Raw genomic sequence first — 14359 nt, 5'->3', positions numbered from 1 at the left:
GGATTTAGAACGAGCCTTTGCGTGTTTAAAATAACCATTGAATACAGAAGTCAAGGATGAAAATGGATGTGGAGAGTTTTAACTTAGATCACACCAAAATCAAAGCCCCCTATGTGCGCATGGCTGATCGTAAGAGTGGCGAACATGGTAGCCTTATTGTGAAATGATGTGCGCTTAAACAACCCAATAAGGAACACACATGTCAAGCTTGCATTCTTTAGAGCGCTTAATCGTAGGATGGATCTACTGCCATACTGATCGTGTCTTGGACTAGCCGCCGATGTGTTGCCAAATGGGGTTTTATTTAAAATGTAGTTTTGCTTCCAGCCATACCTTAAGATGGCACGCAATCCCTAGCCAAGCGTTTTTAGATAAATGCGCTGAGTGGTCGAAGTTTGGGTCTAGCCACACCATAATCAATATATTAAAAATAACTTAAGGTTTGAGCGTTTGGTTCAATTGAGTTGACAAGGCGTTAAATTCATGCTAAATGCCCCTAACAACAAAAAATGAAAGGAACAAAATGTCTACTTTAGTTGTTTTAGCCCACCCCGATTTGCAAAAATCCCGTGTCAACAAAGCTTTAAAAGAAAGTATTAGCCATAAAGGTGCGGTGTTTAGCCAGCTTTATCAAAAATACCCGGATTTTAAAATTGATGTCGCTGCCGAACAACAACTGCTCACACAAGCCGAGCGGATCGTGTTTCAATTCCCCATCTTTTGGTATTCCTACCCCCCTTTGTTTAAAAAGTATTTGGACGATGTGCTCGCCTATGGTTTTGCCTATGGCTCTAATGGCAAGGCGTTGCATAGCAAAGAGTTTTCCTTAGCCGTGAGTTTAGGCTCACCCATAGAGAATTACACTAAGGGGGGTTCTCAAACACTGCTCACCATAGAAGACATTTTAGCCCCCCTTAAAGCCACTACCCTATTTGTGGGGGGCACATACACAGGCCATTTTGCCACCTTTGGGGCTTTGAATTTAAGCGATCAGGATTTAGCTATCCATTGCCAAGATTATCAAGAGTTTGTTAAGTAAAGGGAGAATGATGAAACAAGTGGATAGGGTTTATGACGCGCCCTCCAAACATTGGGTGGGCAATGGGTTTTATGTCGCCTCGATGTTTAGTTACCACGATACACACAAAAATTGCGACCCGTTTTTGCTCCTAGACTACAACGCACCCTACCATTTTAAAGGGGGTGGAGGGGAGTTTGGCGTGGGATCGCACCCCCATAAGGGCTTTGAAACGGTAACCATCGCCTATAGCGGTGAAGTGGAGCACACAGATTCGCATGGGGGAGGGGGGATCATCACCCCCGGGGATGTGCAATGGATGACAGCAGGTTCTGGCATTTTGCACCAAGAGTTTTATTCCAAGAAGTTTGCCAAAGAAGGCGGGGTGTTTGAAGTGGTGCAGCTTTGGGTGAATTTGCCCAAAGCCCATAAATTAACTCCTCCTAAATACCAGGCGATCACCGCACAAGAGATCCCAAGCGTAGCCCTAGAGGGCACAAGCAAGGCGCGGATCATCGCAGGGGAGTTAAAAGGTGTCAAGGGTCCAGCAACAACCTTTTCTCCCATCAATCTGTGGGATTTAGAGGTACACGGTGGCGATGTTTTGCGTTTAGAGGTCCCAAAAAGCCACAATGTCTTGATGTTGGTGCTGGGTGGTGTGGTTGAATTAGAAAGACACCGCGCGCACAAAGAACAGCTTATCACCTTTCAAAAGGGAGGATCGCAAATCGATCTTTTGGCCCTTGAAAAAGCTAAGGTGCTTATGCTCACAGGCGAACCGCTCAATGAACCCGTGGTCGGCTATGGACCTTTTGTCATGAACACGCAAAGAGAGATTGAGCAAGCCATGGCAGATGTGCGCTCAGGGTGTTTTGGGAATCTTTGATCAAAGTTTAATGAGGCAGTCTGTCAAAATTCGCAAAGTTCGAGTCTGCTTGTTGCAAAACGATAAAGGAGATTTTCATGGTTAAAGCAAAAGAAGCGAGCTCGATAGAAGCCAATGGGGGCACTGAGGGGGTTGTTTACCTAAATGCAGCAAAAGAGGCTTACGACAATAAGGACTATGCAGAGGCTACAAAATATTATCTCAAGGCTGGAGAGGCTGGAGAAGCCAAAGCATACTTTAAATTAGCTACCTTGTTCTCCCGTGGTGAAAATGTTGTTAAAGATGTTGGTAAGGGTTTTGAGTAGCTCCAAAAGGCGGCACAAATGGGACACGGACAAGCCCATTATGCCATAGCAGTGGTCTATCACTATGGACACGATAGAGAACAAAACACAAAGAAAGCCAGGGAGCATTACCAAAAAGCTGTAAGGGCATTAATCCAACTTGTCTAGCTTGATGATCAGCTGATACGATTCACGGGGCTTTTTCTCCCCCACGCAGAAACTGCAAAAAACCGCTACTCTCTATACTTCTAGCTCTCTTTAGGGCAGTTATAAGCGGTTATTTACAAGGCGTGAAAAATACAAAAAATTAAAAAGAGATTCGACATTAATACGCAAATGCTAACATCAAATGCACTTGATTAAAATTGTGAGGAGAGATTATGCCTTTTATCAACATCAAAATCACTCAAGAAGAGGGGCAACCCACAAAAGAGCAAAAACAGGCTTTGATTGCAGAGGTTACACAAGTGGTCGCTAAGGTTTTAAAGCGCGATCGCATTGCTTCTACCACTGTCATCATCGAGGAGATCAACACCGATAACTATGGCTTGGGAGGTAAGAGCGTTACACAGATACGCGAAGGTGGTCAATTTTAATAAGAAAGTTGTCATTGCTTTTAAACCCACAAGCACGCGAAATTTTAATTTATGCAAAAAAACTAATCAAAAACGAAGCTTGTAGAGCATCTCACTTATAGAGCTAGATGGTTGCCATTGAGGGGATACCCATAGATTCCTTAGTGGTTTGTTACTCAAGTGCTGTGGGGGTATAAAAACCTTTTACACGCCCAAAGGGAGCAAAGACCCCCAATGAGTCACTAGCTAGCTGCGCCGCTTAGGTTAAGCTCTTATTTACCCGTTTTTCGGCTAATTTTTGGGGCTATCTCTCCCCGAGATAAAACCACGATAAAGCAATTTGGGCGGGGGTGGCGTTTTTGGCTTTGGCCATGTCTTGCACCAACTCCACTAGGGTGTAGTTTTGGGCTAGGTTTTCTGGGCTAAACTTGGGCACGATATTTCTAAAGTCCTCTTTAAAAAAGTGGTGTTTTTGGCAAATTTGCCCCCTAAAAAGCCCTTGCCTAGAGGTGAAAAGGCAACATAGGTAATGTTATGTGCCTCACAAAGCCTCGCTCATCCCCCACGCTTTGATTTTGCCCTCGTTTTTAAAGGAAGGCACAATGCAGTTGTGCCCTTACACAAGAAAGTCGTGCTTTTACACAATAGAATTGTGCCCTTACACAAAGATTGTACCCCTATTTGTTTGTCAAGGGTTCTTTTTAGGTTTGCCCGTGTAAGCGGGGTTGCTTGGATTCAAAAAGTCCTTTTGCTCTTTGATCATTTGCGTATAGAGTGCGATTTTATGGGCGATTTTAGCTTCTGCTTGGTGCAAGGTGTCTAGCTGAAGGCGTAAATCTTTAAGCTGTTGCCCTAAAATCGCCTTGCGTTGTGGGGCACTTTTCATGCCTTGTTGAGATAAGTGGATATAGTCTTTATCGTGGCTAGGGGCATGCCACACGCACGCAAGCACTGCACCCACTCTACCCACGCGACATCGCTTTGAGAGAAGTAACGCACGCCATTAGAATCGCTTTGCACAAATGGGAATAGCCCTTTATCGCACTAAAAACGGATTTTACGCGAAGGGATGCCCGTTTGCCTTTCGACTTCGATAATCGTGAATGCCATATTGCCTAGTCTTTGGCAGGGGTGATCGCATCTATTGCACTGAGGGCGTTTAATGCTCTAGGGTAGCCCACAACAGGGATCAACGCCGTAACCACGCTAATAAGTTTGTGGCGGTTATTTCCCATATTTAAATTGCCTTGCACATGGGCTTTTAGCTGGCTATCAACTCCGCCTAAAGAGAGCAAATAAACAAAGGTCAGCAACTCTCTAAAGCGCAAATCTAGCCCCTCTCTAGCATAATAATCCCCAAAGCAATTTGCCGATAAAAATTGCCGTATGTGTTGCTCGTCTTTGGGGGCTTGGGCGTTGTATTGCTCGATGGCTTGCCCAAAAATCTTTTTTTGGATCGTTAGACCCCTTTGTGCCCTTTGTGCTTGGGGGATGCCCTCTTCTTGGGCTAGGTGAATGCCCTTGGCACTAAAAGCTTTATCTGTCGCCTCTAAAAAGCCCTGCACCCGCGCAAAGCCCACATAGGGGATGGCTTGGTATAAAATCTCTCTAATAGCTTGGGGTTTTAGGTGTTCTAGCACGCTTTCTAGGGCATTGGCATATGGGGGCACAGAGCCTAGAGCCACTAAGGACGCTAATAAAATTTGGCTGTATTCGGGTACGCTTAAGCCTGAAGTTTTGAAAGCCTCTTGCATGGCGAAATGGTTGAAGGTGCGAAACATTTGCGGATCGCTCTTTAAGGGGCTGTTTGCAAAGGGGTTAAAGGCACTTTTGGTGGGCTTGGCGGGCTTTAGGGAGCTTATCGCCTTGTTATACTCTACATCGCTCACCTTTTCGAGCCAATGGACATTTTCGCCGTTTTTATCCCCCGTTAGGGCTAAATGTGCTCCACCCATGCTAGGTCCTGCCCCGTGCCAATGTTTCACCCCCGGCGGGCAAGAGATGACATCGCCCTTGTGAGCTACGCTTACCTTGCCATCGGCGGTGCCCGTGTAAATCTCCCCCTCTGTTACTAAAAGCGTTTGCCCTGCGGGGTGGGTGTGCCATGCACTCCTAGCTTTGGGGCTAAAATGCACGATACCCCCGCTAAAGTTACGCCATTTGTTTGGACCAAATAGGATTTGGATATGCACTTTACCGCTGAATTTGTCGCTTGTGCCCTCAAAACTCTTAAAATCTACCTTTGTGTGTATCTCTTGCATGGGTTTTCCTTTATGTGTGGTGTGCGCCCCAAGTAGGGCAAATGAAAACAGTAAAGAAGGGAGAATTTTAGGCATTTTTGACCTCTATAGTCTTGATGATTTTAGCCGGGTTGCCCCCCACGATGACATTAGGGGGGACATCTTTAGTAACCACCGCCCCAGCCGCGACAATGGAGTTTTCTCCGATCGTAACCCCGGGGCAAATGGTGGCGTTGATGCAAATCCACACCCGATCTTTTATGACAATGGGCTTACAAAAGGTCGTGCGCCTATTGTAGGGATTGAAGTCGTGGTTGATTGTGGTTAAACACACTTTGGGAGCGATGAAAACATGATCACCTATCTCAATCCCTCCCCTATCCATAAAACTACAAGCCGAGTTCATAAAAAAATGCTTGCCAAAGTTGATATTGCGCCCAAAATCCACATAGAAAGGGGGTAAAATCGTGTTGGTGGCATCAAAGGGCTTGCCGGTCAGCTCGTTGGTTAATGCCCGCACCTCTTTAGGGCTTAACTCTTGAGTGTTGAGCTTGTGGATGAGTTTTTGGGCGTTTGTGATCACGCTGTAAAGTTTGTGAAACTCGGGGTCGTCCATACTCACCATCTCCCCGCTTAAATCCCGCTCAAAAATGTCTTTCATGCAAGCCCCTTAATCCACTCTTGGTAAGCTTGGGTTTGGGCTTTTAAGGCGGTGTCGCTCAAGTTGCCGGTGTTATAGGTGAGAAAGGGCTTGGCGTACTTAGTGCCGATGAAGTGGCTAATCGCCCTAAAGGGGGTTAGGACACTCTCTAAGCTAAATTTGCCTTGAAAATCCCCCTCGCGTGCGCCCATACTGATGGCTAAACTAAAACCCTTGCCCTCTAGTGCCTTGCCCTTAGAGCCGTAGGCAAAACCATAGGTCAGCACATCATCAAAGTATTTTTTCAAAAGGGACGGACAAGAATACCAAAACATGGGGAATTGCAAAACAATGTGCTTAGCTTTGACTAATTTATCCTGCTCGCACGCCACATTGATTTTAAAATCGGGGTAGAGGGCGTATAGATCATTCACCTCCACGCTTGTAGGGCTTAGGGCTTCTTTTAAGGCTTTATTCACCCTTGATTGGGCTAAGTCGGGGTGGGCTACAACAACTAAAACAGACATGTGTTCTCCTTAAAGTGTTTTTGTGTTTAGATTATAAAACCTAACACCTAGTGTTTGTCAAGGGGTGGAGGGCAAATTTTTAAGACTTACTAGAAGGGTGAAAATCCTTTTTTAAACCAAAGATTAATATAGTAAGGATTTTATCCATAAAAATAGACTAAAATGTGAGCTTTTACAAATTTCAAGGCGGGTTACGATGACAAAAGGGAACAAAGAGGACTTGATGTGGAGCTTAAGCCTCTATGGTACGGCCATTGGGGCTGGGGTGCTGTTTTTGCCCATCAATGCGGGGCTAGGGGGGTTGATCCCCTTGATTGTCATGTTGGTGCTCGCCTTTCCCTTAACTTTTCTAACCCACCGCGCCCTGTGCCGTTTTGTGCTAGAAGGCTCGGACAAGAGCGATGACATCACCGTGGTCGGGCAGAATTATTTTGGTAAATTCGGGGGCGTGTTGCTCACTCTGTTGTATTTCTTTGCGATTTTCCCCATTTTGCTGGTCTATAGCGTGGGGATCACAAACAACATTGAGAGTTTCTTGGTGAATCAATTGGGCTTGGGTGCGCCTAACCGCTTATGGCTCTCTTTTTTGGTGGTGGGGGTTTTAATGTTTGTGGTGAGCTTTGGCGAAGAGGTGGTGATCAAAACCATGTCCGCCATTGTCTTCCCCTTCATCGCCGTGCTGGTTTTTAGCGCCCTGTGGCTCATCCCCAAATGGAACAACGCACTTTTTGAAAACATCCATTTGAGCGGGGTTGGGGGCGAGAGTTTAGGGGTGGTCATGCTTTTGATCTTGCCCACGATGGTGTTTGCCTTCAACCACTCGCCCATCATCTCCTCACTCGCCGTGCATTGTAAGCAAACCTATGGGCAGGAGGCGGACAAAAAGGCTTCGACCATCATCGCTAGGAGCAATGTTTTGATGATTGTAACGGTGATGTTCTTTGTCTTTTCGTGTGCGATGTGTTTAAGCCCTGCGGAGTTTAAAGAGGCCAAAGCGCAAAACCTACCCATTTTGTCCTATTTGGCTAACCATTTTGAAGACATGAAAACCTTTGCCCTAGTCGCGCCCATCGTTGCCTTTGTGGCGATGGGCAAATCCTTTTTCGGGCATTATTTGGGCGTGCGCGAGGGCTTGAACCGCCTTTTATTTTACGCCACTAAGCAAAAAATCTCCCCCACCAGAGCCAATAAAATCACCGCCCTCATCACCTTCTTAGTGGCGTGGCTTGTGGCGTATGAAAACCCCAGCGTGTTAGAAATCATCGAGAGTATTGGTGGCCCTATTTTAGCCATCATCCTCTACTTAATGCCCCTTTATGCCATCTACAAATTCCCCCAACTACACAAATACAAAAACCCATGGCAAAACCTCTTCATCTTATGCTTTGGCCTCGTCACCATCTCCACCGCCATTTACAGGTTGTTTTAGGGAGTTTGGGGCTGTGGGGTTCTTGCGCTCCATTATTTGTATGTGCTAAAAACTGCCCTTGCCGCAAAAGCTCTAAACTCTACCTTGCGTTTGACATTAGTTGTAATCGGGGGGCGTATAAATCGCTGATCGCTACGCTTGTGGGCTCTAGGGCAGCTTTAAGGGCTTGATTTACCCGTGATTGGGTGCTTAAATTAGGGTGGGCTAAGATGACTAGGACAGACATGATTAATCCTTTACATGGAGATTTTTTTGGAAAAATTGCGTGATTTTGTCAAAGGGGATGAGATTAGCGCGGTCGTATAAATCCACAGCCCGGTCCCCTTGACATAGTAAAGCTCTTTGGGCTGGGCGGCTTTGGCGTAGGCTTTTTGGCTAAACTCCCTAGAGTGTGCCTTACGCCTGTGATGAATTAAAATGGGACGGGGCGAAATGCTGTCTAAGTCCTCAAAAGGGTAGAAGTTCATGAACTTGACATCGCTAGAGAACATAGGCATGGTGTCTAGTTTGGGGTCTTGCCCCTGTGGGGTGTATGCACCCCTCTTTGTGCGGTAAAAGTCGTAAAACTCTTTGGCAATGGGGCTTGAATTTTTATCAATCTTGGTGGGCGTGCCCACCACATAGCGAGTGATTTTATGCGTGCTAAACTCTTTGTAGCGCTCGCTGGCCGCCTCTTTTAAAAATGCCTCTCGCTCTGCCTTGCTGACAGAATGACGCACCCCATGCCTTGTGGCATCGCCCATGTCGTACATGCTCACCGTGGTGATGGCTTTAATGCGTGGGTCGATTTTTGCGGTCGCCAAAGCAAAGCCCCCACTCGCACACAACCCCACAACCCCGATTTTCTCTCTATCGATAAATTGTCTTGTGTCTAGATAATCGATGGCAGCGCTAAAATCCTCTACATACATGTCGGGCAACACAGCGTGGCGAGGCGTGCCCGCACTCTGCCCCCAAAAACTCAAATCAAAACTTAGGGTAACAAAGCCCCTCTCGGCTAACTTCGTGGCGTAAAGCTGGCTTGCTTGTTCTTTCAGAGCCCCCATGGGGTGGCCTATAATCAAGGCGGGGTATTTTTTGCCCTGTTGCATTGCCTTGGGGGTGAATAATTTCGCCGCCACTTCTAAGCCGTATTGGTTTTTAAAATGCACCTCTTGGATATGCACCTTGGGGCTCACATAAAAATTGTCCCCTTGTATGTGGCTTGGGGCGTGGCTCGTGCTTACAAAGGGCTGGGCTTGCATGCCCAAAGTGAAAGCTGAGACTAGGATCAAAGATCGCAAAAACACACTAACTCCTTAAAATTTTTAGGTGCTACATTATAAAACCTACTACCTAGTGTTTGTCAAGGGTTTAACCGCGCCATGTAAACAAAAGGTGCTAATGGCTAGCACCATTGCTTGAAACGCAAAATGGGGGCGCGGGTTAGTGGGTGCGGGCTTGCTAGCCCTTGAGACAAAAGAGTTTAAAGCCTTGTAACCCTGCATTTTAAGAGCTAAACGACTTTTTCATGTCAATGACATGGCGGAATTGAGCGTTGGAGTGGGTGAGATCGTAATACACTCTGTCAATATCTTTGCCTGTAACCAGCTCAATTTCGGGGTAAATGTTGTGCAAAACAGAAAAGTCTAGCATTTCTTGGGTTTCTTTAATCCCTCCAATGAGTGAGCCATAGACTTTTTTATTGGCATGCCACACAAAGTTAGAGGCGCTGAGGGTGATGGGTTTGTCTCTTGGAGGCAAGCCCACAATGGCAAATTCACCCCCATAGGCGAGCACATTTAAATAATCTGCCATGTTGTAAGGGGTGGGGATGGTGGAGATGATGAGATCCAAATTAGCCCCCTTTGCGTCTTTGACATCGCTGTAATAGTGTTTTGCGCCCATTTTTAACGCCATTTCTTTTTTAGCCTCGCTACGCCCGATCACGCTCACTTCAGCCCCCATTGCCAAGGCGTATTTCAAGCCCATATGCCCCAGCCCGCCAAAGCCAGCAATGCCCACTTTTGAGCCTTCTTTAACACTGGAGAATTTTAAAGGGGAGTAGGTGGTGATGCCCGCACAGAGCAGGGGGGCGACTTTTTCTAGGGGCGCATCGTGGGGGACACGGATGATGTAGTCTTCATCCACCACAATACAATTAGAATACCCTCCCATGTGGGGCTCGTCATTGTGAAAATAGTCCTTGCAATCGTAGGTGAACACCGCTTTTTTGCAAAATTGTTCGTGGTGATCACTGCAAGGGGCACACTCTTTACAAGAATTGACAAAACAACCCACACCCACTTTATCCCCCACTTTAAACCTGCGTGCCTGTGCGCCCACTTCCTTAACCACACCCGCAATTTCATGACCGGGGATCATAGGGTAGATGCCGTCATGCCACTCGCTGTAGGCAGAGTGGATGTCGCTGTGGCAAATCCCGCATGTTTGTCAAGGGGTGGTCTTTAGGTATACCTTAGTCAACGGGGCTTTGAGGATTCAAGTAGGGTTTTTGTGAATGGTTATGGGCTTTAAACGGCTTTCACTAGGGCTTCATTGTATTTAGCACCCTAACAAATCCTAGGCAACAGCTCGCCCTCAAGGATGTCTAGGGGGCGTTTGGAGCCCCAAGGGGTTTTTAAAAACACCCCTTTTTGGCTAATAACCCTCCCGATAATGCACGCTTCCTTTGCCCCCCCCTCTTGTAAAAGGGCACAAATTTTAGATGCATCACAAGCCTCCACACTTAGCACACAAACCCCCTCATTTGCCAAGACATAGGGCTCTAGCCCCAAAATTTCACACACCCCCCTAACACCCTCTAAAATGGGGATTTTATCCTCATCCACTTCTATCCCCACCTTAGAACTTTGCGCCCACTCGTGCAACACAGAGGCTAGCCCCCCCCTTGTTGCGTCCCTTAAAGCGTGGATCTTGCACCCACTTTTAAACACGGGCTCGAGCAAAGGGAATAATTGCTGGCAATCGCTAGCCAAAGGCGTGTCTAATTGGATCTCCGCTCTTTTAGAAAAGAGCAAAGCCCCATGCGTGCCAATAGCCCCGCTCACAATAATCACCTGCCCCTCTCTTAAATTTTTGGCACTCAAATTCGGGTAGAGCACAGAGCCCACAGCGGTCGTGTTGATAAAAATTTTATCCGCACAGCCCTTAGGCACAACCTTAGTATCTAATGAGAGCAATTTAAGCCCCCCCAAGCGCAGTTGTTCTTGCATGGAGCTTAGGATTTGTTGCAACAACTCCACTTCCAGTCCCTCTTCTAAAATAAAACCCACGCTCAAATACTTAGGGTGCGCCCCACCCATAGCAACATCGTTTGCGCTCCCACACACGCACAGCTTGCCTATATCGCCCCCCTCAAAAATGAGCGGATCGATCACAAAACTATCCGTGCTAAGAGCCAAAGCCCCCCTAGCCTCAAACACCCCCGCATCCTCGCCTCGTGCGGCTAAAAACTCTTGCAAATAGGGCATAAAAACTTTCTCTATGAGAACTTGTGCCTCCTTGCCCCCATTGCCCCCACTCAAACTAACAACTTGCATGCGACCCCTTTAATGAATTTGCCACAAAATGGACTTGCCCTAAGGCTAAAGCTCCGTCTGTGGGCGGTAAAATTTCAGGCAAGAAAAACACCCTATCTTTAAAAATCTCTTGGATAGTGTCGCCCAACAAGCGGTTTAAAAACACCCCCCCACCCAAGAGCAAAGGTAGATTATAGCGCACGGACAAACCTAGGGCTATGTGGGCTAGGGTGTTGTGGAATTTTTTCGCCGCTAGGGCGTAATTTTCGCTTAAAATATCGCGCTCCATTGCCTTTAACATGGGGGCGATTAAAATGTCTTCTTGGATTTCAAAGGGGTAGAACTCATCTGTGGGGTGTGTGGTGGCTAGGCTTTCTAATTGCATAGCACTTTGGGCTTCATAGGTGTTGATGGTGCCTACACTACAAAAGCCCGCCACAGCGTCAAAAAGCCGCCCCACAGAGGTGCTGGGGATTGTGGCGATCCGCTTAGAAATGATGGTGGCAAGGTTCTTAGCCATTGTGGATTCGCACAAAAGGGGGGCGAAGGCTAGGTGGTGTTGGTAAGCCAAAGCGTAGCCTAGGCTGTGCGCATCTTTTAATAAACTTGTGGAGCTGGGATAAAAGGTGGTTTCTAGGCTGTGTAAGTGTTCTGTTTTAAAAAAACCCTTTTGGTAGGTGGCTAAAAAGACCTCTCCGCCCCAAATGCTCTTTGCATAAGAGAGCCCTGCCCCATCGCAAATGAAGGCGAGCACAGATTGCCCGTCCTTAAAGGTGTGTGTTAAACCCCACTCGGCAAGCAAGGCGTGTAAGTGGGCGGTGTGGTGTTGCACTTCTTGTGTGGGTGCATTTTGCTCTTTGCCTACTTGGCTAGAGAGATAGCCCGGGTGCAAGTCCAGCCCGACCACTTTAGGCACGCCATAGAGTTTTGTGTAAAAACTTAAATCCTCTTTGTAACGCTCAAGGCTTGCCATGCTCTTAAAACCCCCAAGTTCGGGCGTAACCAAGCACCCCTCTTTCAACCAACATAAATTTGTCTTGTTATGCCCGCCCATACCCAGAATATTTTCAGGTGCGCTTAAAGGCAGGTGCAAAGGCGCAAAGCCCCGTGCCAAGCGCACAAGGCGCATTTTGCCTGCCACAAGGCGCACAACACTATCATCGATGCCATGCATTATGGGGCGGTCGTGGTTTAAAACGCAAATGTGGGGGAATTTGGCTTGCAAGTCTTTTAAATTAGTGATGATAGGCTCGCTCTTTAAGTTTGCGCTGGTAAAGACAATCGCCCCCACTTCTTGCACGATCAAAAAATGTAATGCTGTGTAGGGCAAGAGCACGCCTAAAGTGTTGAGGTTGGGGGCTAGGTGGTCGTATTCTTGCGTCTTTTTAAGGGCAAGCACAATGGGGGCTTCTTTAGAGCTTAGGGCTGTTAGCTCTGGGGGGCTTAAATGCACGCATTTTAACGCCTCTTGGAGGCTAGGCACCATTAAGGCTAAAGGTTTAAAGGGGCGGGCTTTGAGTGTGCGGATTTGCTCTATGGCTTCCTTGTTGGTGGCTAGAGCCGTGAGCGCAAAGCCCCCCACGCCCTTAATTGCCACAACCACGCCCGCTTTTAGGGCATCTATGGCTTCTTGCAAAGCGTTTTGGCGCTCTATGCCTTGAGGGCTGAGAAAGTGTAAGGCGATGGGGCACTTGGGGCAACTCATCGTTTGGGCAAAAAAACGGCGGCTCGTGGGGTCGTTGTAATCTTTAGCGCAATCCTCGCAGAGTTGGAAGTCTTTCATAGAAGTGTGGGGGCGATCGTAGGGTAGGCTCTCTAGCAAACTAAAGCGCGGACCACAATGCGCACAAGCGGTAAAAGGGTAGTTGTAAAAACGGCTTGTGGGATCTTGGGTGTCTTTGAGGCAACTTTCACAAATGGCTAAATCTGGGGGCAAGCTGTCCTTAAGGCTTAAATCCACGCCACAGCTTGGGGCGATGTAAAAGGGTGTGTCTAGAGTAGCGGTGGGCTCTTGGGTGATGGCGGTGATTTGGGCTTCTTGGGGTTTATTGTCTAGTTCTTTTAAAAACGCCTCTAAATGCGCTTTCTCTAGCACCACTTCCACCTGCCCGCCCACATTGCAGACATAGCCCTTTGTGCCGAGTTTATGGGCTAGGTTGTAGATGAAGGGACGAAAACCCACACCCTGCACCCGCCCACTGATGAGAAGTTTAACCAAAATGCCCTAGTAAAGTTGCATGGTGGCGCAGTGCAAACTCCCCTTTTGGCGGATGAGCACCGAACAATCCACGCCCACAACCTCTGTCTCTATGTAACTTCTCAAGAGCTTTAAGACTTTGTCATCGGCTGGGTCTTGGTAAGTGGGGACGAACAACACTCTTTGCCCGTTGTTATTCACCCACAGAAAATTCGCATAAGTGGCAGGCAGACGCACGCCTTGGTAAAATTTGGGGCTTGGCAGGGGCAGGGGCAAGAGTTTATATCTCTTTCCATCAACATTTCTAAAACGGCGTAATTGCTTATCCATGTTTTTTAAGTTGTTGTAGTGGGGATCGCTTCGGTTTTCACAATACACATAAGCGATGGTATTAGGGTCTAAAAAGCGCGCTAGGGTGTCGATGTGTCCGTCTGTATCGTCCCCGGCTAAGGGTTGCACCTCTAGCCATAAAATTTGTTGCGCCCCAAGTTCTCGTTTTAAGACCCCAGCGATTTGGGCTTGGTCTAAATTAGGGTTGCGCTCAGGGTTTAGTAGGCAGGAAGTGGTGGTTAAAATACTCCCCGCTCCATCGCTCTCCACGCTCCCCCCCTCCAGGACAAAATTTACAGAGCGCAAAGAGTGCTTTAACAGCCCCTTTTGCATGAGCTTGGAGGTGATGGTGTTGTCTAGGTTGGCTTGGTATTTGCCCCCCCACGCATTGAAGATAAAATCCAAATAAAGGGCGATGCCATTGGTTTCCACGCACAGCGGACCAAAATCGCGCGTCCAAGTGTCGTTGCTGTCAACCAAGGCGATATGCACTTGGCTAAGTTTAGCTAGGCTATCTTGGCTCTTGGTATCGTTGGGATGCACGCAGACAATCATTTCTTGGTAATGGCTCAAGGCGCGGATAATGTTGTAAAAGCAGTCTTGCGCCTCGTTTAAATATGCCCCCCAATCGGTGGCAGTGTGTGGGTATGCCATTAAAACGGCGCTTTGTTCCTCCCACTCAGCCTTTAATCTCTTCATAGTGTCCCTTTAG

Annotated in this window: 15 protein-coding genes and 3 pseudogenes; 7 read left to right on the top strand and 11 right to left on the bottom strand. The window is 47.4% G+C overall.

Features of this window, described 5'->3' with window-relative positions; translation table 11 throughout:
- The first annotated feature begins 56 nt into the window (after positions 1 to 56).
- The 6 genes and pseudogenes from K6J74_RS01625 to K6J74_RS01605 all read left to right on the top strand — a co-directional run bounded on the left by K6J74_RS01625 (position 57) and on the right by K6J74_RS01605 (position 2784).
- Positions 57 to 439: pseudogene (locus K6J74_RS01625) on the top strand (S-ribosylhomocysteine lyase).
- Positions 440 to 523: 84 nt separating this feature from the next.
- Positions 524 to 1039 carry an NAD(P)H-dependent oxidoreductase gene (locus K6J74_RS01620; protein ID WP_221272183.1) on the top strand — a complete coding sequence of 172 codons (516 nt, stop codon included), beginning with the start codon at positions 524 to 526 and terminating at the stop codon, positions 1037 to 1039.
- Between the two features lie 10 nt (positions 1040 to 1049).
- Positions 1050 to 1904 carry a pirin family protein gene (locus K6J74_RS01615; RefSeq protein WP_221272182.1) on the top strand — a complete coding sequence of 285 codons (855 nt, stop codon included), beginning with the start codon at positions 1050 to 1052 and terminating at the stop codon, positions 1902 to 1904.
- Between the two features lie 77 nt (positions 1905 to 1981).
- Complete coding sequence (locus K6J74_RS01610; RefSeq protein WP_221272181.1) at positions 1982 to 2209, top strand: hypothetical protein; 228 nt, start codon at positions 1982 to 1984, stop codon at positions 2207 to 2209.
- Between the two features lie 18 nt (positions 2210 to 2227).
- Entirely contained in the window at positions 2228 to 2356 is a 129-nt protein-coding gene (locus K6J74_RS08960) for an SEL1-like repeat protein (protein WP_430886782.1), read from the top strand.
- Positions 2357 to 2568: 212 nt separating this feature from the next.
- Complete coding sequence (locus K6J74_RS01605; protein ID WP_221272180.1) at positions 2569 to 2784, top strand: 2-hydroxymuconate tautomerase family protein; 216 nt, start codon at positions 2569 to 2571, stop codon at positions 2782 to 2784.
- Positions 2785 to 3088: 304 nt separating this feature from the next.
- On the opposite strand, the pseudogene K6J74_RS01600 reads toward K6J74_RS01605, so the two are convergent.
- The 5 genes and pseudogenes from K6J74_RS01600 to K6J74_RS01580 all read right to left on the bottom strand — a co-directional run.
- Positions 3089 to 3294, bottom strand: a pseudogene (locus K6J74_RS01600) (aldo/keto reductase); the annotation flags it as partial.
- 157 nt (positions 3295 to 3451) lie between these two features.
- Complete coding sequence (locus K6J74_RS01595) at positions 3452 to 3733, bottom strand: MerR family transcriptional regulator (RefSeq protein WP_260321743.1); 282 nt, start codon at positions 3731 to 3733, stop codon at positions 3452 to 3454.
- A 145-nt stretch (positions 3734 to 3878) separates the two neighbouring features.
- Positions 3879 to 5024 carry a cupin domain-containing carboxymuconolactone decarboxylase family protein gene (locus K6J74_RS01590; protein WP_221272179.1) on the bottom strand — a complete coding sequence of 382 codons (1146 nt, stop codon included), beginning with the start codon at positions 5022 to 5024 and terminating at the stop codon, positions 3879 to 3881.
- 67 nt (positions 5025 to 5091) lie between these two features.
- On the bottom strand, positions 5092 to 5664 hold the full coding sequence (locus K6J74_RS01585) for a sugar O-acetyltransferase (protein ID WP_221272178.1): 573 nt from the start codon (positions 5662 to 5664) through the stop codon (positions 5092 to 5094).
- Positions 5661 to 6170 carry an NAD(P)H-dependent oxidoreductase gene (locus K6J74_RS01580; RefSeq protein ID WP_221272177.1) on the bottom strand — a complete coding sequence of 170 codons (510 nt, stop codon included), beginning with the start codon at positions 6168 to 6170 and terminating at the stop codon, positions 5661 to 5663. The genes K6J74_RS01585 and K6J74_RS01580 overlap by 4 nt, the downstream gene beginning before the upstream one ends.
- Positions 6171 to 6366: 196 nt before the next feature.
- Here K6J74_RS01580 and K6J74_RS01575 point away from each other — a divergent pair, with 196 nt between their 5' ends.
- A complete protein-coding gene (locus tag K6J74_RS01575) occupies positions 6367 to 7599 on the top strand; it encodes an aromatic amino acid transport family protein (RefSeq protein WP_221272176.1) in 1233 nt (410 codons plus the stop codon).
- A gap of 79 nt (positions 7600 to 7678) precedes the next feature.
- Here K6J74_RS01575 and K6J74_RS01570 read toward each other — a convergent pair whose 3' ends face one another.
- The 6 genes and pseudogenes from K6J74_RS01570 to K6J74_RS01545 all read right to left on the bottom strand — a co-directional run bounded on the left by K6J74_RS01570 (position 7679) and on the right by K6J74_RS01545 (position 14346).
- Entirely contained in the window at positions 7679 to 7825 is a 147-nt protein-coding gene (locus tag K6J74_RS01570) for an NAD(P)H-dependent oxidoreductase (protein WP_221272175.1), read from the bottom strand.
- Positions 7826 to 7835: 10 nt separating this feature from the next.
- Positions 7836 to 8888 (bottom strand): alpha/beta hydrolase, encoded by a 1053-nt coding sequence (locus tag K6J74_RS01565; protein WP_221272174.1) that lies wholly within the window; start codon positions 8886 to 8888, stop codon positions 7836 to 7838.
- A gap of 199 nt (positions 8889 to 9087) precedes the next feature.
- Positions 9088 to 10023 (bottom strand): annotated as a pseudogene (locus tag K6J74_RS01560) (NAD(P)-dependent alcohol dehydrogenase); the annotation flags it as partial.
- A 128-nt stretch (positions 10024 to 10151) separates the two neighbouring features.
- Positions 10152 to 11141 (bottom strand): hydrogenase expression/formation protein HypE, encoded by a 990-nt coding sequence (gene hypE / locus K6J74_RS01555; RefSeq protein WP_221272173.1) that lies wholly within the window; start codon positions 11139 to 11141, stop codon positions 10152 to 10154.
- The gene (gene hypF, locus K6J74_RS01550; RefSeq protein ID WP_260321636.1) at positions 11128 to 13338 is read right to left on the bottom strand and encodes a carbamoyltransferase HypF; all 2211 of its coding nucleotides are present in this window, start codon (positions 13336 to 13338) and stop codon (positions 11128 to 11130) included. Before hypF ends, hypE begins: the two co-directional genes overlap by 14 nt.
- 6 nt (positions 13339 to 13344) lie before the next feature.
- On the bottom strand, positions 13345 to 14346 hold the full coding sequence (locus K6J74_RS01545; protein ID WP_221272172.1) for an agmatine deiminase family protein: 1002 nt from the start codon (positions 14344 to 14346) through the stop codon (positions 13345 to 13347).
- Positions 14347 to 14359 lie beyond the last annotated feature (13 nt).

This window comes from Helicobacter sp. NHP19-012, assembly GCF_019703325.1.
In the GTDB taxonomy this organism is placed as follows: domain Bacteria; phylum Campylobacterota; class Campylobacteria; order Campylobacterales; family Helicobacteraceae; genus Helicobacter; species Helicobacter gastrofelis.
This window is presented reverse-complemented; position numbering and strand designations above follow the sequence as displayed.

Bases quoted from the DNA above. Each gene is read 5' to 3' on its own strand.
- hypE (WP_221272173.1), bottom strand. From the start codon at position 11,141: ATGCAAGTTGTTAGTTTGAGTGGGGGCAATGGGGGCAAGGAGGCACAA.
- K6J74_RS01585 (WP_221272178.1), bottom strand. From the start codon at position 5,664: ATGAAAGACATTTTTGAGCGGGATTTAAGCGGGGAGATGGTGAGTATG.
- K6J74_RS01620 (WP_221272183.1), top strand. From the start codon at position 524: ATGTCTACTTTAGTTGTTTTAGCCCACCCCGATTTGCAAAAATCCCGT.
- K6J74_RS01545 (WP_221272172.1), bottom strand. From the start codon at position 14,346: ATGAAGAGATTAAAGGCTGAGTGGGAGGAACAAAGCGCCGTTTTAATG.
- K6J74_RS01580 (WP_221272177.1), bottom strand. From the start codon at position 6,170: ATGTCTGTTTTAGTTGTTGTAGCCCACCCCGACTTAGCCCAATCAAGG.
- K6J74_RS01615 (WP_221272182.1), top strand. From the start codon at position 1,050: ATGAAACAAGTGGATAGGGTTTATGACGCGCCCTCCAAACATTGGGTG.
- K6J74_RS01610 (WP_221272181.1), top strand. From the start codon at position 1,982: ATGGTTAAAGCAAAAGAAGCGAGCTCGATAGAAGCCAATGGGGGCACT.
- K6J74_RS01590 (WP_221272179.1), bottom strand. From the start codon at position 5,024: ATGCAAGAGATACACACAAAGGTAGATTTTAAGAGTTTTGAGGGCACA.
- K6J74_RS01570 (WP_221272175.1), bottom strand. From the start codon at position 7,825: ATGTCTGTCCTAGTCATCTTAGCCCACCCTAATTTAAGCACCCAATCA.
- K6J74_RS01575 (WP_221272176.1), top strand. From the start codon at position 6,367: ATGACAAAAGGGAACAAAGAGGACTTGATGTGGAGCTTAAGCCTCTAT.
- K6J74_RS01605 (WP_221272180.1), top strand. From the start codon at position 2,569: ATGCCTTTTATCAACATCAAAATCACTCAAGAAGAGGGGCAACCCACA.
- K6J74_RS08960 (WP_430886782.1), top strand. From the start codon at position 2,228: ATGGGACACGGACAAGCCCATTATGCCATAGCAGTGGTCTATCACTAT.